Source organism: Streptomyces flavalbus (assembly GCF_042674625.1).
Taxonomy (GTDB): Bacteria; Actinomycetota; Actinomycetes; order Streptomycetales; family Streptomycetaceae; genus Streptomyces; species Streptomyces flavalbus.
Genome location: NZ_JBHTEB010000001.1, coordinates 6,736,063 through 6,756,313, shown reverse-complemented (window position 1 = coordinate 6,756,313; position 20,251 = coordinate 6,736,063). Strand labels below are relative to the sequence as shown.

Here is a 20,251-nt window from a genome sequence, read left to right as displayed (position 1 = left end):
TGATCGACTCTGTCATACGGCCGGAGGACGCACGGTGGCCCTGAACAACCCCTACGGAGCGAGCCCGGTACTCCAGGAACCCGCGGTCGGCGCGGGCGCGCAGGTGCTGCTGCTCGCGCTGCTCGGCCCGGCGATCGGCATGGGTCCGGCGGGCTGGCTGACCGGCCTCGCCTTCGCCGTCGGTAGCTGGGCGGTGCTGTCGCTGGCCGTGCACCGCTCCCGGCTGCGCTCCTTCGGCCCGGCGAACCGGGTCACCCTCGGCCGGGCCACGCTGGTCGGCGGGGTGACGGCCCTGGTCGCGGACTCCTTCGCCAGCCCGCCGCCGGTGACGCTGCTGGTCGGCCTGACGGCGGTGGCGCTCCTCCTCGACGGCGTGGACGGCAAGGTGGCCCGGCGCACGGGGACGTCGTCCGCGCTGGGGGCGCGGTTCGACATGGAGGTGGACGCGTTCCTGATCCTGGTGCTGAGCGTGTACGTGGCCGTCTCGGTGTCGGTGGGCCCGTGGGTGCTGCTGATCGGCGGTATGCGGTACGCGTTCGTCGCCGCGTCGTACGTCTGCCGCTGGCTGAACGCGCCGCTGCCGCCGAGTACGGCGCGCAAGACGGTGGCCGCGTTGCAGGGCGTCCTGCTGCTGGTCGCGGGCGCGGACGTGCTGCCGCGCCCGGTGACGACCGGGGTGGTGGCGGTGGCGCTGGGGTCGCTGGTGTGGTCGTTCGGGCGGGACGTGGTGTGGCTGTGGCGGCGGTCGCGGACGGTCACGACGGAGGTCGGGCCGCAACGGGAGCGGGTGCTGGAGCCGGTGGCGGGGTGAGGGCGGGCCGCACCGCGCGGGACGCGCGGCGCGCCGTCCGCCGTCCACCGGCCGCCGACACGGCCAGCGCGCCGAGCAGGGCGAGGACGGCGGCGGGGGCGAGGACGGCCCAGGGGGCGCGTTCGGCGTAGGGCTGGTTCTCGGCGAGCAGCAGTCCCCACTCGGGGGACGGCGGCTGGGCGCCGAGGCCGAGGAAGGTGAGCGAGGCGAGCGCGAGGGCGACGCCGGGCAGGCGCAGCAGGGCGTGCCGGAGGACGGGCGGCAGGACGGCCGGGAGCAGTTCGCGCCGCAGCAGGTACAGCGGGCCCGCCCCGAAGGCGCGGGTGGCGGTGATGTGCAGAGCGGCGCGTTCCTGGCGCAGCAGGGCGGAGGTGTGGGCGGCCAACGGCGCCCACGCGACGACGGCGACGGCGAGCGCGGGGGTGCTGGCGCCGCGCCCCGCGACCGCCGTGACGAGCAGCGCGCCCAGCACCGGCGGCACGGCGTTGACGGTGTCGACGAGCGGCCCGGAGACCCGGGGCAGCAGCCCGAGCAGCACCCCGCACGCCAGGGCGACGGCACTGACGCCGACGGCGGGCAGCAGGGTGTCGAGGGCCCCGTGAGCGACCCGCGCGAGGACGTCCCGCCCGAGGGCGTCGGTCCCGAACGGATGGGACACGGAGGGCGCTCGGAGGCGCTCGGCGGTGTCGAGGGCGAGCGGGTCGCGGGGCAGCCCGAGGGCGACGACGGCCAGCAGCAGGACGCCGTACGCCACCGGCAGGCTCCCGCGGGCCGTCCGTGGACGCCGGTGCAGGGGCGGCACCGCGCCGTCGCGCGGGGCGGGCCCGGTGAGCAGTCGGGCGGCGAGGTGGGCGAGCGCGGTGGCCGCCGCGCCGAGCAGGAGCAGCGCCAGGGTGCCCGCCTGGAGGACGGGCAGGTCCTGGGCGAGGGCGGCCTGGAGGGTGGTGCGGCCGAGCCCCGGTATGTCGAAGACCCGCTCGACGGCGACGGCCCCGCCCGTGAGCCCGACGACGAACAGCCCGGCGTTCGGCAGCAGCGCGGGCACGCACCGGCGCAGCGCCATCCGGGCGATCCGCCACCCGCCGAGCCCGCGCGCGGCGGCGGCCGTGGCCCACGGTTCGGCGAAGGCGCCGGGCAGCAGGTCGTCGAGGAGCCGCCCGAGGACGGCCCCGGCGGGCAGGCCGAGGGCGAGCGCAGGCAGCACCGTCCACTGGGGCCCGTACCAGCCGAGCGCGGGCAGCCAGCCGAGGTGCACCCCTACGACGGTGGCGAGCACGGACGCCGTGAGGAACTCGGGCAGCGCGGCGAGGACGGCGGTCCCGGTGCCGCCCGCGCGCCGCCCGCTCAGCCGCCGCCGGGCGCCGTGGCGCAGCGTCCGCGCGCACACCAGCCCGGCGGTGACCACGGCGACGCCCAGCGCGACCCCGGTCAGCAGCAGGGAGACCCCGAGTGCCTGCCCGACGACTGGCAGCACCGGCTCACCGGAGAGCCAGGACCGCCCGGCGTCCCCGCGCGGCAGCCCGCCGAGCCACTCCCCCAGCAGCGCCAACGGCCCGTCGCCCAGCCCCAGTTGCCGCCGCACCGCGTCCAGCACCTCGGGCGTGGCCGCCCGCTCCATGTCCCGCGCCTTCAGTACGGTGAGCGCCGGATCGGTGTGCGCGAGCCAGGGCAGCACTCCGACGAAGCACACCAGCAGCGCGGCGAGCACGCCCCGCCACAGCAGCGCGCCGACAGATCCCCTCATCAGGCAGCCGTCAGCGCCGCGTCCCGGCGCCGACGAGGGTCCGCTCGTACGGGTCGAGCAGCACCCCCCGGACGGAGCCGCCGACCCCGGTGATGATCCGCTGGTGGACCAGCGGCACGACGGTGTCGGTGGCGAGGATGCGGGCCTCGGCCACCATGGCGGCCTCCTGCCGCTCCCCGCTGTCCGCGACGGCCTCGGCCCGCTCGACGGCCCGGTCCACGCCCTCGTCGCACAGCAGGGCCAGGTTGTAGCCGCCGTCGCAGGTGAAGTCGGAGGCGAGGACGGCGACGGGGTCGCCGGTGTCGACGAGGGTGTTCCGGGCCAGCACGAAGGCGTCGAACTCCCCGGCGAGGGCGTCGCTCTCGATCCGCGAGTACTCCCGCACCTCCAGCGTGACGTCGAACCCGGCCTCCTCCAACTGCTGCTTCAACACCTGTGCGACCTCGGGCAGTTCGGGCCGGTTGTCGTAGGTGGCGAGGGTGATGGCGGTACCGTCCCCGCCCTCCCCACGCACCCGCTGGTCGGGCGTTCGCCGCTTGCCCTCGGCCCAGGTGACGGCGGGTCCGTAGATCCCGGCGCCGGGGTCGGCGTGTCCCTCGTACACCCCGTCGGCGAGGGCGGAGGTGTCGACGGCGGCGCGGGCGGCGGCCCGTAGCGCGGGGTTGCGGAAGGGACCGGTCCGCGAGTTGAGCAGCAGGCTGGTGGTGCGGGCGGTGGCGGTCTCCCGGCGGACGTCCGCGTCCAGGGAGGCGGCCTGCGCCACGGGGACCGCCTCGGCGATGTCGGTCTCGCCGGTGCGCAGGGCGGCGGTGCGGGCGGTGCCGTCGGCGATGAAGCGCACGTCGATGCCGGACGCCTGGGCGCGGCCACCCCAGTAGTCGTCGTGGCGGTCGAGGGTGGCGGAGGCGGAACCGGAGAGCTGGGTGAGGGCGAAGGGTCCGGTGCCGGTGCGGACGGGATCGACGCGGCCCTTGTCGCCGTAGGCGCCGGGCGCGAGGACGGCGAGGCTGGGGCTGGCGAGCCGCGACGGCAGGATCGGGTCGGGCTGTTCGGTGGAGATCCGCACGCCCGTGTCCCCCTCCGCCCGCGCCGTGAGGCTGACGCCGCTCAGCGCGGCCGGGGCCGGTTCGGCCTCGACGGCGTGCCTGAGGGACGCGGCGACGGCGGCGGGCGTGACGTCGGTGCCGTCCTGGAAGGTGGCGTCCCGCAGGTCGAACACCCACTCCCGCTCCCCCTCCCGCCGCCAGGACGCGGCAAGCGCGGGGATGGCGGCCCCGTTGGCGTCGAGGGCGGTCAGCCCCTCGGTGACGCCGAGCCTGCTGAGGATGGTGGCGTCGGCGCCGTACGGGGAGAGCCCTTCGGCGGGCGGGAAGGCGAGGGCGACCCGGAGCCGGAAGCCGTCGCCCCCGGCCGGGTCGTCCTGCGCACCGCCGGAGGCGAAGCACCCGGCGAGGACCGGTATGAGCAGGAGTACGGCGGTCAGCCGCGCGCCTCGTTCACGCACGGCGCTCACCCCCGAAGGGGATCTCGACGTGCAGGACCCGCTGCCCTTGACCGTCCGCGCGCTCGTCGTGCACGACCTTCCCGAGGGACCGCCAGAACGCCTCGGCCCCGGGCACGGCGGGGTCGGTGTGCAGATAGACGGCCTGGTAACGCCCGTCCGCCGCCACGAAGTCGAGCAACGCCTCCACCATCCGCCGGGCGACACCCCGCCGACGGTGCTCGGGCCGGACGTACACCCGCCGCACCTGCGCGGTCGCCCCGGAGGGATACCGCTCGGCGACCCACCGGGGGTTCGGCGGATGCAGGGGCCCGCGCGCGTCGACCGCCGCCGTCCCCACGACACCCCCGTCCCGCCGGTCCACCGCCACCAGCAGGGTGTGCCGGGGCGGGGCGAGGTAGGCGGTGGCCGGGTCGATGATGTCGCCGTGCCAGCGGGGCACGTATCCGGTGCCGAAGTCGCGGTAGACGGTGTCGAGCATCACCGCACGGGCGGCGTCCAGGTCGTCGGGCTCGGCTGCCCTAATGCAGTAATCACGCACTTGCGCATCATATGCATTAAGTGACCGGAGTCGATCACTCCCCTCCCCACCGGACCCGATCCCGTGCCCATTCCAGCGAGCCCGCGAAGATCTCCTCCACCTCCCCGTCGCCCAGCCCGTGCCAGACGTGCTCCGCCCCCGGCACGGTGCGCAGGTCCACCCGCGCCCCGACCTCCGCCAGCCGCGCGGCGAAGCGGCGGCTGTGCTCGCAGTCGACCAGCGTGTCCTCCTCGCCGTGCACGAGCAGGAACGGCGGCGCCCCGGGACGCACCTGGGCGAGCGGGCTGGCCTGCCGCGCGAGGTCGGGACGGGTGGTGGGTGCCCCGCCGAGCAGCAGCGCCTCGGGGGTCGTCGGATCGTCCCCGGCGAGGGTCAGGTCGCTGGGCCCGTACCAGGCGATGGCCCCGGTGACGGGAACGTCCCCGCCCAGGGCGAGCAGTGAGACGAGGTGCGCCCCGGCCGACTCGCCCCAGACCACCGTCCGCCCGGTGTCGACACCGAGTTCGCCGGAGCGCAGCGCCAGCCAGCGCAGCGCGGCGCGGAGGTCGTCGAGGGGCGCGGGAAAGGTGGCCTCGCCGTTGAGCCGGTAGTCGACGGCGGCGACGACGAACCCGGCGGCCACGAACCGGGCGAAGGGACCGGGCCGCCAGTCCCGCATCCGGTACCCCATGTCCCCTCGCCGCCCGTACCGCCACGCACCCCCGTGGACGGCGAGCATGAGCGCCGACGGCGGGTCTCCCTCGCCCCGCTCCGGGAGCCACAGGTCAAGCTCCAGCGGACGGGACCCGGGCACCTCCGCGTAGGGCACCCCGCGCAGCACCCGCACCCCGGGACCGCCCGGGGCGGCGGGCGGCAGGGGCGCGCGGTCGGGATGCGGCAGGCCGATCACGGCGAACAGGTCGTCATGGGGACCGCTCATGCGGCACCCCGTGAGGTCGGACGGCGGCGGGTGGCGTACTCGATGGTCATCGCGGCGACTCCTGTGGGAGGGACGACATCCGAACGAACGTCAGACACCCTGACATAACGCTGCGCAGCCCTGAAACCACGGACTGACTAACGGCGTCGGGTCTGAGGGAGAACCACTCAGGGGAACCCACCAGACACCACACCACCACTGACGCCCGCACCTGACCACGCACCGCCCGCGAAGGAGCCCGCCCGATGACCGACGGCACACCCGAGAGACACGACTCCACCCCGACCCCCACCGCCCCCGGCACCCCCCTGCCCCCGCACCCCGCCGCACCACCGCCGTACGCCTACCCGACGGCGACCCTGCACTCCCCGGCGCCGGTTCCCGCTCCCCCCGCCGCCCCCCGCACCGGCAGGGGCGCGCTCATAACGATCGCCGTCCTGGTCGTCCTACTCCTCGCCGGTGGCGGCGCCGCGTGGTGGGCGCTGGCCAACGAGGGGACCGATGACGGCGGACCGCTGGACCACGTCGAGGTCTCGGGCGGCAAACTCGTCAGCGGCGACGACGAGGAGTGCGACGACACCGACGCCTTCACCTACAACGACTGCGACACCTACGACTCGGGCTCCGACGACACCTACGAGTTCGACTACGAGATCACCAACAAGGGCAGCGGCTTCGCCAACTACTCCGTCGTCGTCAACGCCTTCGACGAGGACGGCGACTTCATCGGCCAGACCTACATCGGCTCCACCCACCTGGCCGCCGGGAAGACCGACGCCGACGAGGGCAACTTCAACGAGTACGACACCTTCGAGGACGGCCGCGACGTCACCGACATCGAGTCGGTGGAGGTCGCGTACGTGGAACGCAGGGAACTGGCCAACTGACGGGCGCGGGCCCTCAGCAGCCGTACGCCTGTCGAGGGCCCCGCCTGGTTCAGGGTGCCGCGAACCCCACGAACGCGGTCCATGCCGTGGGGTGCACGGCGAGGGCGGCGCGGGTTATGTCCTTCGAGTCACGAACGTGGACCCTGCCGGGGCGGACGGCGACCTCTACGCATTCGCCGCCCTCCTCACTGCTGTAGCTGCTCTTGCGCCAGGCCGACTCAGGCACAGGCTGTTCGACGTTCATGGCTCTCCCAGCAACTTCTCGACGTACGCCAATGATTCACGAGGAGTCAGGGCCTGCGCGCGGATGATCCCGTACTTGACCTCCAGGGCACGGACCCGTTCGCGCTCCGTGTGCAGGCGGCTCACGTTCTGCACCTCGACGTAGGCGATCCTGCGCCCTTCCCTCGTTTCGATCAAGGTGAAGGGACCAGCCATACCGGCGTTCTCCTCACGGTCGAGCGGCATCACCTGGATTTCGATGTTCCGTCGCGTCCCCGTCAGGAGGATGTGCTCAAGCTGGCCGCGCAGGACGCTGCGCCCTCCGATCGGGCGCCTCAGCACGGCCTCGTCGATGACGAAGCTGGCGAGCGGCGCATCGCGGCTGGCCAAGACCTCCTGCCTGGCCAGACGCGCGAGCACCCGCTGCTCGATCAGCTCATCGCTCATAGGTGGCCGCATCATCATGAAGACGGCCCGCGCGTACTCCTCCGTCTGCAAAAGCCCCGGCACCGCCTGGTTGGCGTACACGTGGAGTTCGACCGCCTCGGACTCCAGGCGTGCCGCGTCGCGGAAGAACGCCGGGTACTGGGCCCGAGCCACCTCCTCCTTGCCCGCGCTCAGGACACCGCCCGCGTCGAGCACCTCGTCCGCGCGGTCGATGAACTTCGGTGGTGGAATGCGTCTGCCCTGCTCGAACGAGGCGATCGTCGAGGCCGAGTACCCGGTCAGCGAACCGAACGTCGCGCGGTCCAGCCCCGCCCGCTCCCGGCACAGCTTCAACTGCTGTCCGAAAACGGACAGCATCCCCGCACCGAACTCGTACTCCGGACGCTGATCCTCGTCACTCACGCCGCGACTCCCTCCGCACGACCACCACAGCCACCCGAACCTGACCCAACGCGCGGCGCCGGGAACCGGTCACGCCCCGCGCCGCGTACAAGCGCACCGCTGACGGGTACAGCCCGCACCCGTCAGCCCGTCGCTCCTGTTCAACGCTACGCAGAGTTCGCGACTGTTGACCGCATGAAGTCAGCAACTCCCCCGAACGGACATGTGCCACAGCACCACCGCGCCCCCGTGCGCGAGTTCGCCATGTGCTTCACCTCGACGCCGCGTGGTGCGCGCCTCGCGCGTCGGCTCGTCTCGCACCGTGTGAACGACTGGGGCCACCCCTACCCGACCCCGGTCAACGAGACGGTCACCCTCATCGCGGCCGAACTCAGCGCCAACGCGGTCCGCCACGGGCACGTCCCCGGCCAGGACTTCCACGTCCGACTCACCCTGGCCGAGGACACGTTCCGCATCGAGGTGACCGACGCCCGCCCGGAGAGGGGGCTGCCGTCCCCTCCCCCCACTCAGGACACGGCATCCGAGTCCGGCCGCGGCCTGCACCTCGTCGCCGCCCTCGCGGACGGCTGGGGCGTCGCCCCTTGCCCGGCCGCGCACGGCAAGACCGTGTGGGCCGAACTGCGCCTCACGCCGCCCGTCGCGCCAGCCCTCCGTGCTCCCGGATCACGTCCGCGTAGTAGCGACCGCTGCCCTTGATCGTCCGGACCTGGGTGCGGTAGTCCACGTGGACCAGGCCGAAGCGCTTGTCGTAGCCGTACGCCCACTCGAAGTTGTCGAGGAGGGACCAGGCGAAGTAGCCCGCGAGGGGTGCGCCCTTGCGGGACGCCGCGGCGCAGGCCGCGAGGTGGCCGCGCAGGTACTCCTCGCGTTCCGGGTCGTCGATCGTGCCGTCGGGGCGGACGACGTCCGGGTAGGAGGAGCCGTTCTCCGTGACGTACAGCTTGCGGGCGCCGTACTCGTGGGTGAGGTGGAGGAGGAGGGTCTCGATGCCGCTGGCGTCGACCTCCCAGTCCATGCCGGTGCGCGGGACGCCGGGGCGGTGGACCTGGCGGACGTGGGGGGCGGGGCCGTCGGGGTCGGCGGTGACCGTCTGGGGGAAGTAGTAGTTCAGGCCCAGCCAGTCCAACGGCGTGGCGATCAGGGACAGGTCGCCCTCACGTTCCGGGAGTTCGACCCCGTACACCTCCCGCATGTCCGTCGGGAAGCCTCGGCCGTGGACCGGGTCCAGCCACCAGCGGTTGGTGTGGCCGTCCATGCGGCGGGCGGCGGCCCGGTCCTCGGGGCTGTCGGTGGCGGGGTGGACGGTGGAGAGGTTGTTGACGATGCCCACCTCGGCCTGCGGGACCGCCGCGCGGATCGCCTGGGTGGCGAGGCCGTGGCCGAGGAGGAGGTGGTAGGAGGCGCGGACGGCGGCCGTCAGATCGGTCCAGCCGGGGGCCATCTTGCCCTCCAGGTGGCCGATCCAGGCGGAGCAGAGGGGTTCGTTCAGGGTGGTCCAGTGGGTCACCCGGTCGCCCAGGCGGGCCGCCACCTCCTCCGCGTAGGCCGCGAAGTGTTCCGCCGTCGCGCGTTCCGGCCAGCCGCCGCGGTCCTGGAGGGCCTGCGGCAGGTCCCAGTGGTAGAGGGTGACGGACGGGGTGATGCCCGCCTCCAGCAGGCCGTCGATCAGGGCGTCGTAGAAGGCGAGGCCCTTGGCGTTGACCTGCCCGTCGCCGCCCGGGATGACCCGGGGCCAGGCGATCGAGAGGCGGTAGGCGTTGGTGCCGAGCTGGCGCATCAGGGCGATGTCCTCGCGCCAGCGGTGGTAGTGGTCGCAGGCGGTGTCACCGTGGTCGTCGCCCGCGATCTTGCCGGGGGTGTGCGAGAAGGTGTCCCAGATCGACGGCGCCCGGCCGTCCTCCGACACCGCTCCCTCGATCTGGTACGCCGATGTGGCCGTGCCCCACAGGAAGTCGTGCGGGAGTGCGGCGAGGTCGATGGTCACGGAAGTCCTTTCAGAACGGGTGAGTGCCGGGTTACTTGACGGCTCCGGCCGTGAGGCCCGCCACCAGGTAGCGCTGGAGGAGCAGGAAGCCCGCGACGACCGGGACGCTGACGACCAGGGAGGCCGCCATGATCTGGTTCCAGTACACGTCGTTGAGGGTCGAGTAGCCCTGGAGTCCCACGGCGAGCGTGCGGGTGGTCTCGTTGGTCATGACGGAGGCGAACAGCACCTCGCCCCACGCCGTCATGAAGGCGTAGACCGCCACCGCGACGATGCCCGGGACCGCGGCGGGGACCACGACGCGGAAGAGCGCGCCGAGCGGGCCGCAGCCGTCCACCATCGCCGCCTCGTCCAGGTCGCGCGGGACCGACTCGAAGTACCCGATCAGCATCCAGATGGAGAAGGGGAGGGAGAAGGTGAGGTAGGTGAGGATCAGGCCGCCCCGGGAGCCGAACAGGGCGATCCCGGTGGCGTTGCCGATGTTGACGTAGATGAGGAAGAGGGGGAGGAGGAAGAGGATGCCCGGGAACATCTGCGTCGAGAGCACCGTGACGGTGAAGAGGCGCTTGCCGCGGAAGCGGTAGCGGCTCACCGCGTACGCCGAGAAGACCGCGATCACCACCGAGCAGACCGTCGCCGACACCGCCACGATCAGGGAGTTCACGAAGTACCGCGCCAGCGGGACCGTGGACCAGATGTCGACGTACGGGCGGATCGTCAGCTCGCTCGGCAGCCAGCGGAACTCGCCCGTGACGTCGGCCAGCGGCTTCAGGGAGCTGGAGATCATGACGTACACCGGCAGCAGGACGAAGCCGGTGAGCAGGGTGAGGAAGATCCGCCGGGTCCACAGGAAGGAGCGGGGCGGGGCCAGGGGGGAGCTGCCGCTAGACATCGGCCGTCTTCCTTCCGCGGGAGGTCAGCGCCAGGTACACGCCCGTCACCACGAGCAGGAAGAGCAGCAGGAGGACGGACATCGCCGAGCCCGTTCCGAAGTTCCAGCTCACGAAGGACGCCTGGTAGATGTGGACGGAGATCAGGTCGGCGGCCTCGGGGGCGGCCCGGCCGAACATCACGTACGGGGTGTTGAAGTCGTTGAACGTCCACAGGAAGAGGACGAGGATTAGGACCTGGTTGACGGGGCGCAGGGAGGGCAGCGTGATGCGGCGGATCTGCTGCCAGGTCCCCGCGCCGTCCAGGGCCGCCGCCTCGTACAGCTCCTTGGGGATGTTCTGGAGCCCGGCCATGACGATGAGGAAGGCGAACGGCCAGCCCTTCCACACCGAGACGGTGAGCAGCGCGTAGAAGCTGTTGTCGCCGATCAGCCAGAAGGACGGCTGGTCGGTGACGCCGAGCTGGTCGTGCAGGACGTGGTTCACCAGGCCGTTGTCGTGCTGGAACATGAACACCCAGGTGATCACGGCCGCGTAGACGGGCAGCGCGTACGGCACCAGGAACAGGGCGCGGAGCAGGCCCCGGCCGCGGAAGGCGTCCTGCATACAGATCGCCGCCGCCGTGCCGACCAGCCAGCACAGGGCGACCGACAGCACCGTGAACACGCAGGTGGTGACGAAGGAGCGGAGCAGGGCCTCGCCCACGGGGGCGTTGAAGTCCACCGCCAGGTCGTAGTTGTCGAGGCCGGACCAGGGGGCGGTGCCCCAGTCGCGGATGTAGAACTGGGTGAGTTCCTTGAAGCTCATCACCACGCCGGTGACCATCGGCACCAGGTGGACGAGGAGTTCGAGGAGGAGGGCGGGCAGGAGGAGCAGGTACGGCAGGGAGACGCGGCGCGGGCGCCCGGTGCGGTGCGGGGTACGCGCCGCACCGGGGGACGTGCCGCCGCCGGTCCCGCCGCCTTCGGGGGCATCGGTCTTCACCGGGACAGTGGTCGCCATCGGTGTCACTTCTTGGGCATCTGCTGCTGGGCCTTCTCCAGCGCCGCTTTGACCGACTCGGTGGTGACCGGGCGTCCGGCGGCGGCGTCGGCGAACAGCTCCTTGACCGCCGTACCGACCGTCGTCTCGAACTGTGACTCGTCCGCCACCTGGGGCAGTGCCACGGCGCTGGTGGCGAGCGTGTTCTTCAGGACGGCGTTGGCCGGGGTGTTGAACGCGGCGTCCTCCTGCGCGGCCTTGACCGGGGGTATGGAGCTGTACGCCTTGTTGAGGATCTTCTGTTCCTCGTCGCTGGTCATGAACTTCACGAACTTGGTGGCGCCGTCGAGGTTGTCGGTGTTCTTGAAGACGGCCATGTTGATGCCCGCGACCATGGAGTTGACCTGCTCCCCGGTGCCCGGCGTGCCGGACTGCACGGGGACGGGCGCGACGCCGTAGGCGTCCTCGCTCATGCCCTGCGACTTGAGGTTGGCGGAGGCGGACTGCCACAGCAGCATCGCGGTGTTGCCCTTGGCGAAGTCGCTGACGGACTGGTTCTGCGCGTACTCGGCGTTGCCCGGCGGGATCGCCTTGTCCTTGGCCATCAGGTCGACGTACTGCTTGACCGCGGCGACGGTGTCGTCGGAGGTGAAGTCGGCCTTGCCGTCCGCGGTGAAGAAGTCGGCGCCGTGCTGCCTGGCGAAGACGTAGACGTGGTGGATGTTCTCCGCCGGGTTGGCGCCCTCCGCGCCCAGCACCTGCTTGCCCGCGCCCTTGATCTTCTTGCCGTCGGCGACCAGTTCGTCCCAGGTGGCGGGGGGTGCGGTGATACCGGCGTCGGCGAAGATCCGCTTGTTGTAGTACAGGGCGTACGCCATCGAGTACAGCGGCACCGCGGCCGGGTCCTGGCCCTCGGCGCCGGTGGAGCCGAGCGCGGAGTCGACGAAGCGGTCCCGGCCGCCGATGGCCTTGAACTTCTCCTCGTCCCAGGGCAGCAGCGCGCCGGTCGCCTGGAGGGACGCCGACCAGGTGTTGCCGATGTTCAGCACGTCCGGGCCCTGCCCGGAGGTGGTGGCGGTGAGGATGCGGTTCAGCAGGTCGGACCAGGGAACGACCTCCAGCTTCACCTTGATGCCGGTCTCCTTCTCGAACTTGTCGAGTTCCGGCTGGAGGACCTTCTTGTCGATCTCGATGCTGGCGCCCTGGTTCGACGCCCAGTAGGTGAGCGTCTTCGGCGAGTCGTTGGACCCGCCGCCCGTCGACGAACCGCCGCCGCACGCCGTGGCGGCGAGGGCGAGAGACAGGGTGACGGCGCCTACGGCCGCGGCTCGGACTCTGCGCATGGTTCCTGGTTTCCCCTCATGGCTTAATTTAGGACGTGAGTTAATCCCTCGGCGGCGGACGCGTCAAGGGGTTGGACGCCATTTGCCGAACTCTGCCGTGGGACTTGACGCCTGCGTTGGACGCCTGAAGCATTCCCCCGCGAGAGAGCGCTCTTCGTCCTCCCCATCGTTCACTTCATGAACCAAGAAAGAGCCGCGCCATGCCCCCACTGACCCCACCGCACCCCCCTGCCCAGGCGTCCGCCGTCGGGCGGCGGGCCGTGCTCGGTGCCGCTGCCGCCGCCGCGCCCGTCCTCGCCGGACTGGCCGCCGCCGCGCCCGCGGCTGCCGCGCCCACCTCCGGGTCCGCCGCCCGCAGGCGGCCCCGCGCCCTGCCCGGGGGCGGCGACCTCGGCCCCCACGTGCTGGTCTTCGACCCGTCCACGCCGGACATCCAGGCCCGCCTCGACGAGGTCTTCCGGCAGCAGGAGTCGGCCCAGTTCGGCCCCGGCCGCTGGGCCCTGCTGTTCAAGCCCGGCACCTACCACGGCCTCAACGCCCAGCTCGGCTTCTACACCTCCATCGCCGGGCTCGGCCTCTCCCCCGACGACACCACCATCCACGGGGACGTCACCGTCGACGCGGGCTGGTTCGGCGGCAACGCCACCCAGAACTTCTGGCGCTCGGCGGAGAACCTCGCCCTCGTGCCGGTCAACGGCACCAACCGGTGGGCCGTCGCGCAGGCGGCGCCGTTCCGACGGATGCACGTCCGCGGCGGCCTCAACCTCGCGCCGGACGGGTACGGCTGGGCGAGCGGCGGCTACATCGCCGACAGCCGGATCGACGGGCAGGTCGGCCCGTACTCCCAGCAGCAGTGGTACACCCGGGACAGCTCCGTCGGCGGCTGGATCAACGCCGTGTGGAACATGGTGTTCTCCGGCGTCGAGGGCGCCCCCGCGACGAGCTTCCCCAACCCGCCGTACACCACGCTCGACACCACACCCGTCTCCCGCGAGAAGCCCTTCCTGTACCTCGACGGGAACGACTACCGCGTCTTCCTGCCCGCCAAGCGCGTCAACGCCCGCGGCGTGACCTGGGGCAGCGGCACCCCGCGCGGCACCTCGCTGCCGCTGGCGCGGTTCTACGTCGCCCGGCCCGGCGTCACCGCCGCCACCCTCAACCAGGCCCTCGACCAGGGCCTGCACCTGCTGCTCACGCCGGGCGTCTACCACCTCGACGAGCCGGTACGGGTCACCCGCCCCAACACCGTCGTCCTGGGCCTCGGCTACGCCACCCTCGTCCCCGACAACGGCGTCACCGCCCTGACCGTCGCGGACGTCGACGGCGTACGGCTGGCCGGGTTTCTCGTCGACGCCGGGCCGGTCAACTCCGCCACCCTGGTGGAGATCGGGCCGCGCGGCGCCAAGCGCGACCACTCCGCCAACCCGACCACCGTCCAGGACGTGTTCATCCGCATCGGCGGCGCCGGGCCCGGCAAGGCCACCACCAGCCTCGTCGTCAACAGCCGCCACACCATCATCGACCACACCTGGATCTGGCGCGCCGACCACGGCGACGGCGTCGGCTGGGAGACCAACCGCGCCGACTACGGCCTCGTCGTCAACGGCGACGACGTGCTCGCCACCGGGCTGTTCGTGGAGCACTTCAACAAGTACGACGTCCAGTGGTTCGGGCAGCGCGGGCGCACGATCTTCTTCCAGAACGAGAAGGCGTACGACGCCCCGAACCAGGCCGCCATCCAGAACGGCACGCTGCGCGGGTACGCCGCCTACCGCGTCGGTGACCGGGTCACCGCGCACGAGGGGTGGGGGCTCGGCAGCTACTGCTACTACAACGTCGACCCGACGATCGTGCAGGAGCACGGGTTCGCGGCACCGGTGACGCCGGGGGTGCGGTTCCACAACCTGCTGGTCGTGTCCCTCGGCGGCGCCGGGCAGTACGCGCACGTCATCAACGGAGACGGGGCGCCGACCTCGGGGACGTCCACGGTGCCGTCGACGGTGGTGTCGTACCCGTAGCTCACCGGTTGGGGGGGTGGCTGTACGCGGCGGACCGCGTACAGCCAACCCCCTCCCCGGTTACCGCTGCGGCGCCAGCGCGTAGCCGGTCGGGCGGGCGGTGAACGTGCCCCGGCCCCGCGTCCGGCCGCGCAGCCGGGTCGCGTAGCCGAACAGCTCGGCCAGCGGCACGGTGGCGGTCACCACCGCCGCGCCGGGCCGGGTGGCGGAGCCCGTCACCCGGCCCCGGCGCGCCGCCAGGTCACCGAGCACGCCGCCCACCGCGTCCTCGGGCACCGTGACGGTGACCTCGGCGACCGGTTCCAGGACCGCCAGCGCGCACTGGCGCAGGGCGGCACGGAGCGCCAGCCGCCCGGCGGTGCGGAAGGCCATCTCGGAGGAGTCCTTCACATGAGTCGCCCCGTCGGTCAGCGTGACGCGCAGCCCGGTCACCGGGTGCCCGCCGAGCGGCCCGTCGGCCAGCGCGTCCCGGCACCCGGCCTCGACCGCCCGCACGTACTCCTGCGGCACCCGCCCGCCGACGACCGCAGACCCGAACGCGAACCCCGTGGCACCCGGATCGTCGGCCGCGAGCGGCTGCACGTCCAGCACGACGTGGGCGAACTGCCCCGCCCCGCCGTCCTGTTTGACGTGCCGGAAGACCAGTCCGGATACCCCGCGCACCACCGTCTCCCGGTACGCCACCCGGGGCCGCCCGACGTTGACCTCCAGGCCGTGGTCACGGCGCAGCTTCTCCACCGCGACCTCCAGGTGGAGTTCGCCCATGCCGGACAGCACCGTCTGCCCGGCCTCGGGGTCGGTCCGCGCGACCAGCGACGGGTCCTCCTCGGTCAGCCGGGCCAGGGCCGCGGCCAGTCGCTCGGTGCCGGTGGAGGTGCGCGCCTCGACCGCGACGGAGACGACCGGTTCGGCCACGCCCGGGGGTTCCAGGACGAGCGGCGCGTCCGGCGCGCACAGCGTCGATCCGGCGCGGGCCGACTTCAGCCCGACGACGGCGACGATGTCCCCGGCGACGGCCCGGTCGACCTGCGCGTGCCGGTCGGCCTGGACGCGCAGGACGCGGCCGATCCGCTCGGTGCGGCCCGCGCCCGGCTCCCACACCGTGTCTCCCTTCTCGATGGTTCCCGAGTACACCCGCAGGAACGTCAGCCGCCCGGTGGGCGTGGCGTGCACCTTGAACGCCAGGGCCGCGAACGGCGCCGCCGGGTCGGCGGGCCGCCGCCGCTCGGTGCCGTCGTGCGTACCGCGTACGGCGGGCACGTCCAGCGGCGACGGCAGGTAGTCCACGACCGCGTCGAGCAGTGGTTCCACCCCGCGGTTGCGGTAGGCGGAGCCGCACAGCACGACGACGCCGTCGCCGCTGTGGGTGAGGTCCCGCAGGGCGCCCGTCAGCGTGCCGGTGGTCAGCGCCCCGGTGGCGCAGAACTCCTCCAGCGCCGCCGGGTGCAGTTCGGCGACGGCCTCCTCCAGCAGTCGGCGGCGCCGCCGCGCCTCCGCCAGCAGGGCGGGCGGCACCGCGCCGTCGGCGGCCGTCGGGCTGCCGTCCTCCCAGGTCAGCGCCCGCATCCGGACCAGGTCCACGACGCCGGTGAAGGCGTCCTCCGCGCCGATCGGCACCTGGACGACGAGCGGGGCGGGGTGCAGCCGGTCGCGGAGGGAGGCCACGGCGGTGTCCAGGTCGGCGCCCGCGCGGTCCAGCTTGTTGACGAAGGCGATCCTGGGCACGCCGTGCCGGTCGGCCTGCCGCCACACCGACTCGCTCTGCGGTTCCACCCCGGCGACGCCGTCGAACACCGCGACCGCGCCGTCCAGCACCCGCAGCGAGCGCTCCACCTCGTCGGCGAAGTCGACGTGCCCCGGCGTGTCGATCAGGTTGATCCGGTGCCCCCGCCAGGCACAGCTGACGGCGGCGGCGAAGATGGTGATGCCGCGGTCGCGTTCCTGGGGGTCGAAGTCGGTGACGGTGGTGCCGTCGTGGACCTCGCCGCGCTTGTGCGTGCTGCCGGTCGCGTACAGGATCCGCTCGGTGACGGTGGTCTTGCCGGCGTCGACGTGGGCGAGGATGCCGAGGTTGCGGACGGTGGCGAGCGGGTTGGCCCGCGTCCCGGCGGCGAGGGGACGGGTGGTCGTGGTGCGCATGGCCTGTGGCCTTTCGGTGGGTCCCTGACAGGGCGGCGCGATTCCCGGGCGCGACGGACCTGCCGACGTACCGTCAGTTGGCCGACGGGGTACGGGGCTTCAGGCGTGCGCCACGGATGTCCGGTGCCGGGCGCGCAGCGGGCACCGGGCAGCGGAGGACACGAGGATCACCTCGTAGCGCGAGCGGGAACGGGGAGCGACGGCGACGGCGTGATCACGCACGGCCCGGCTCCCCTCGACTCGTCACGACACCGCGCCGCCCGGCGGTGGGCGGCGCGCGTTGGTGTGGCGAGTGTAGACAGCCGGGCGACCGGGCGGCACGGCATTTTCCCGGCCGCCGCACCTCCACTTTGTCTACGACATGGAAAAAGGCACGAGATCTTGAGCGAAAGGGGTTACATCTCCGAACGAAGGCCGCTAACTTCCGTGAAACAACCGGGACATGACCTCATGCCCGGCGTTCCACGGCGCGACGGCGCGCGCCTGTACTCCCCCTGTACTCCCCCCTGGCGGACCGGTCCCGGGCTGCCCCCACCCCCACCACTGGGAGACATCTGTGCGCAAGAGACCGTTCAGACGCAGACTGCTGCGACTGCTGGTACCGACGGTGGCGTGCGCCGTCGGTCTCGTACTCCCCGCCACCCCGGCGGCCTCCGCGGCCGAACCCCCGGCTGCCGCCGCCGACCCGGTGTTCCAGCAGGTCACGCTGGCCAAGGGCGTGGCCGAGACCGGCGAGCCGATGACGCTCGCGGTGCTGCCCGACCGTTCGGTGCTGCACACGGCGCGCGACGGCACGCTGCGCCTCACGGACGCGGCGGGCACCACGAAGGTCGCCGGGAAGCTCGACGTCTACAGCCACGACGAGGAGGGCCTCCAGGGCGTCGCGGCGGACCCGGCCTTCACCAGCAACCGGTACGTGTACCTGTACTACGCCCCGAAGTTGAGCACCCCGGCCGGTGACGCCCCCGCCACCGGCACGGCGTCGGACTTCGCGCCGTTCAACGGCGTGAACCGGCTCTCCCGCTTCGTGCTGAGGACGGACGGCACCCTGGACCTCGCCTCCGAGACGAAGATCCTCGACGTCCCGGCGTCGCGCGGCATCTGCTGCCACGTCGGCGGAGACATCGACTTCGACGCGGCGGGCAACCTGTACCTGTCGACCGGCGACGACTCCAACCCGTTCGCCTCGGACGGGTTCACGCCCATCGACGAGCGGTCCAACCGCAACCCGGCCTACGACGCCCAGCGCTCCGCGGGCAACACCAACGACCTGCGCGGCAAGGTCCTGCGGATCAAGGTCAACGCGAACGGCACGTACTCCATCCCGTCCGGCAACCTGTTCGCGCCGGGCACGGCCGGGACCCGCCCGGAGATCTACGCGATGGGCTTCCGCAACCCGTTCCGGATGAGCGTCGACAAGGCCACCGGCATCGTCTACCTGGGCGACTACGGCCCCGACTCGGGCACCTCGAGCCCGTCCCGCGGTCCGGAGGGCCAGGTCGAGTTCAACCGGATCACCAAGGCGGGCAACTTCGGCTGGCCGTACTGCACCGGGGCCAACAACGCCTACGTGGACTACGACTTCGCCACCGGCACCTCGGGCTCCGCCTTCAACTGCGCGGCCCCGCGCAACACCTCCCCCAACAACACCGGCCTCACCACGCTGCCCGCGGCCCAGCCCGCCTGGATTCCCTACAACGGCGGCTCGGTACCGGAGTTCGGCAACGGCTCCGAGTCCCCGATGGGCGGCCCGGTCTACCGCTACGACGCCGCGTCCACGTCGGCGGTGAAGTTCCCGCAGGAGTACGACGGCGACTTCTTCGCCGGGGAGTTCGGCCGCCGCTGGATCAAGCGCATCGAGAGCGGCAGCGACGGAACCGTCCAGTCGATCAACGCCTTCCCCTGGTCCGGCACCCAGGTGATGGACATGGCCTTCGGCCCGGACGGCGCCCTGTACGTCCTGGACTACGGCACCGGCTACTTCAACGGCGACGCGAACTCGGCGCTGTACCGCATCGAGCACGTCACCGGCGGCCGGGCGCCGCTCGCGCAGGCCGCGGCGAACGTGACGTCGGGCAAGGCGCCGCTGAGCGTGACGTTCTCCTCGGCGGGCAGCTCCGACCCGGACGGCGACAGCATCAGCTACCGCTGGACCTTCGGGGACGGCACCTCGTCGACGTCCGCGAACCCGTCGCACACCTACAGCACCAACGGCCAGTACACGGCGACCCTGACGGTGACCGACTCCACCGGCAAGTCGGCCACGGCGTCGGTGCAGATCACGGTCGGCAACACGGCGCCGACGGTCACCCTGGACACCCCGCTGGACGGCCGTATCTACGACTTCGGGGCGGCGATCCCGTTCAAGGTCACCGTCACCGACCCCGAGGACGGCACGATCGACTGCTCGAAGGTCAAGGTCAGCTTCATCGTCGGCCATGACAGCCACGGCCATCCGCAGACCTCGGCCACCGGCTGCACGGGCACCCTCCAGACCCTCGCGGACGGCGAGCACGACCCGAACGCCAACATCTTCGGCGTGCTCGACGCGGAGTACACCGACAAGGGCGCCAACGGCCAGCCCGCCCTCACCTCCCACGACCAGCACATCGTCCAGCCCTCCCACCGGCAGGCCGAGCACTACGGCGGCGGCTCCGGCGTCGCGGTCATCAACCACACCCCGGCGCACGGCGGCAAGACCGTCGGCAACATCGACAACGGCGACTGGATCTCGTTCAAGCCGTACGCCCTGGACAACGCGACCCAGTTCACCGCGCGGGTCTCCTCGGCGGGCGCGGGCGGCACGATCGAGGTGCGCGCGGGTTCCGCGACGGGCACGCTGCTGGGTACGGCCACGGTGCCGGTGACCGGCGGCTGGGAGACCTTCGTGGACGTGGGCGCCGCGCTCAGCAACCGGCCGAGTGCCTCGACCACGCTGTTCCTGGTGTTCAAGGGCGGCACGGGCGCGCTGTTCGACGTCGACGAGTTCTCCTTCACCACCTCCGGCTCCAACCCCGGCCCGCGCACGGGCCCGGTGAAGGGCGTCAACGGCAAGTGCCTGGACGTGAACGGCGGCGCGACCGCCGACGGCACCCAGATCCAGATCTGGACCTGCAACGGCACCGCGGCGCAGGTCTGGACCCTGCCCGGCGACAACACCCTGCGCGCCCTCGGCAAGTGCCTGGACGTGAACGGCGGCGGCACCGCCGACGGCACCAAGATCCAACTGTGGACCTGCAACGGCACCGCCGCCCAGCAGTGGACCGCACAGGCGGACGGCACCCTGCGCAACCCGCAGTCCGCGAAGTGCCTCGACGCCTCCGGCTCCACCTGGAACGACGGCACCGTCGTCCACCTGTGGACCTGCCACAGCGGCGCCAACCAGAAGTGGACCCTGCCGTAACCATCCGCACGTGACCACA

General features: G+C 72.4%; 16 protein-coding genes. 5 read left to right on the top strand and 11 right to left on the bottom strand.

The genetic code is table 11. The annotated features are described in order from the left end of the window. Positions 1 to 34 precede the first annotated feature (34 nt). The gene (locus ACFQZ6_RS30165; protein WP_381615329.1) at positions 35 to 811 is read left to right on the top strand and encodes a CDP-alcohol phosphatidyltransferase family protein; all 777 of its coding nucleotides are present in this window, start codon (positions 35 to 37) and stop codon (positions 809 to 811) included. On the opposite strand, the gene ACFQZ6_RS30160 is transcribed toward ACFQZ6_RS30165, so the two are convergent. From ACFQZ6_RS30160 to ACFQZ6_RS30145, 4 genes are read right to left on the bottom strand one after another with little or no spacing between them, the layout of a single operon-like run. Further along, positions 756 to 2,555 (bottom strand): ABC transporter permease subunit, encoded by a 1,800-nt coding sequence (locus tag ACFQZ6_RS30160; RefSeq protein WP_381615326.1) that lies wholly within the window; start codon positions 2,553 to 2,555, stop codon positions 756 to 758. The genes ACFQZ6_RS30165 and ACFQZ6_RS30160 overlap by 56 nt on opposite strands. Positions 2,556 to 2,565: 10 nt before the next feature. Then, on the bottom strand, positions 2,566 to 4,059 hold the full coding sequence (locus tag ACFQZ6_RS30155) for an ABC transporter substrate-binding protein (RefSeq protein WP_381615323.1): 1,494 nt from the start codon (positions 4,057 to 4,059) through the stop codon (positions 2,566 to 2,568). Continuing rightward, positions 4,052 to 4,597, bottom strand: a complete 546-nt coding sequence (locus tag ACFQZ6_RS30150; RefSeq protein WP_381615320.1) for a GNAT family N-acetyltransferase — start codon at positions 4,595 to 4,597, stop codon at positions 4,052 to 4,054. The genes ACFQZ6_RS30155 and ACFQZ6_RS30150 overlap by 8 nt, the downstream gene beginning before the upstream one ends. A 34-nt stretch (positions 4,598 to 4,631) precedes the next feature. Next, positions 4,632 to 5,516, bottom strand: a complete 885-nt coding sequence (locus ACFQZ6_RS30145; protein ID WP_381615317.1) for an alpha/beta hydrolase fold domain-containing protein — start codon at positions 5,514 to 5,516, stop codon at positions 4,632 to 4,634. 245 nt (positions 5,517 to 5,761) lie between these two features. Between ACFQZ6_RS30145 and ACFQZ6_RS30140 the strand changes: the two genes are divergently transcribed. After that, a complete protein-coding gene (locus ACFQZ6_RS30140; RefSeq protein WP_381615314.1) occupies positions 5,762 to 6,403 on the top strand; it encodes a hypothetical protein in 642 nt (213 codons plus the stop codon). Between the two features lie 49 nt (positions 6,404 to 6,452). Here ACFQZ6_RS30140 and ACFQZ6_RS30135 read toward each other — a convergent pair whose 3' ends face one another. Next, a complete protein-coding gene (locus tag ACFQZ6_RS30135; protein ID WP_381615311.1) occupies positions 6,453 to 6,647 on the bottom strand; it encodes a DUF397 domain-containing protein in 195 nt (64 codons plus the stop codon). Further along, positions 6,644 to 7,474: a helix-turn-helix domain-containing protein gene (locus tag ACFQZ6_RS30130; RefSeq protein ID WP_381615308.1), complete on the bottom strand. Its 831-nt coding sequence runs from the start codon at positions 7,472 to 7,474 to the stop codon at positions 6,644 to 6,646. Before ACFQZ6_RS30130 ends, ACFQZ6_RS30135 begins: the two co-directional genes overlap by 4 nt. A gap of 228 nt (positions 7,475 to 7,702) precedes the next feature. Between ACFQZ6_RS30130 and ACFQZ6_RS30125 the strand changes: the two genes are divergently transcribed. Then, positions 7,703 to 8,170 carry an ATP-binding protein gene (locus ACFQZ6_RS30125; RefSeq protein ID WP_381615305.1) on the top strand — a complete coding sequence of 156 codons (468 nt, stop codon included), beginning with the start codon at positions 7,703 to 7,705 and terminating at the stop codon, positions 8,168 to 8,170. On the opposite strand, the gene ACFQZ6_RS30120 is transcribed toward ACFQZ6_RS30125, so the two are convergent. The 4 genes from ACFQZ6_RS30120 to ACFQZ6_RS30105 are packed head-to-tail and all read right to left on the bottom strand — an operon-like array spanning position 8,100 to position 12,672. Beyond that, positions 8,100 to 9,458: a GH1 family beta-glucosidase gene (locus ACFQZ6_RS30120; protein ID WP_381615302.1), complete on the bottom strand. Its 1,359-nt coding sequence runs from the start codon at positions 9,456 to 9,458 to the stop codon at positions 8,100 to 8,102. The two genes, ACFQZ6_RS30125 and ACFQZ6_RS30120, sit on opposite strands and share 71 nt — an antisense overlap. A 31-nt stretch (positions 9,459 to 9,489) precedes the next feature. Beyond that, the gene (locus ACFQZ6_RS30115; protein ID WP_381618757.1) at positions 9,490 to 10,329 is read right to left on the bottom strand and encodes a carbohydrate ABC transporter permease; all 840 of its coding nucleotides are present in this window, start codon (positions 10,327 to 10,329) and stop codon (positions 9,490 to 9,492) included. 13 nt (positions 10,330 to 10,342) lie between these two features. Then, the gene (locus tag ACFQZ6_RS30110) at positions 10,343 to 11,350 is read right to left on the bottom strand and encodes a carbohydrate ABC transporter permease (RefSeq protein WP_381615299.1); all 1,008 of its coding nucleotides are present in this window, start codon (positions 11,348 to 11,350) and stop codon (positions 10,343 to 10,345) included. A 5-nt stretch (positions 11,351 to 11,355) separates the two neighbouring features. After that, on the bottom strand, positions 11,356 to 12,672 hold the full coding sequence (locus tag ACFQZ6_RS30105) for an ABC transporter substrate-binding protein (RefSeq protein WP_381615296.1): 1,317 nt from the start codon (positions 12,670 to 12,672) through the stop codon (positions 11,356 to 11,358). A 200-nt stretch (positions 12,673 to 12,872) separates the two neighbouring features. Between ACFQZ6_RS30105 and ACFQZ6_RS30100 the strand changes: the two genes are divergently transcribed. After that, entirely contained in the window at positions 12,873 to 14,690 is a 1,818-nt protein-coding gene (locus ACFQZ6_RS30100) for a coagulation factor 5/8 type domain-containing protein (RefSeq protein WP_381615293.1), read from the top strand. Positions 14,691 to 14,750: 60 nt separating this feature from the next. Here ACFQZ6_RS30100 and fusA read toward each other — a convergent pair whose 3' ends face one another. Further along, positions 14,751 to 16,829, bottom strand: coding sequence for an elongation factor G (fusA, locus tag ACFQZ6_RS30095; RefSeq protein WP_381615290.1), 2,079 nt, complete (start codon positions 16,827 to 16,829; stop codon positions 14,751 to 14,753). 556 nt (positions 16,830 to 17,385) lie between these two features. Between fusA and ACFQZ6_RS30090 the strand changes: the two genes are divergently transcribed. Next, positions 17,386 to 20,232, top strand: coding sequence for a PQQ-dependent sugar dehydrogenase (locus ACFQZ6_RS30090; RefSeq protein ID WP_381615287.1), 2,847 nt, complete (start codon positions 17,386 to 17,388; stop codon positions 20,230 to 20,232). Positions 20,233 to 20,251: the final 19 nt, after the last annotated feature.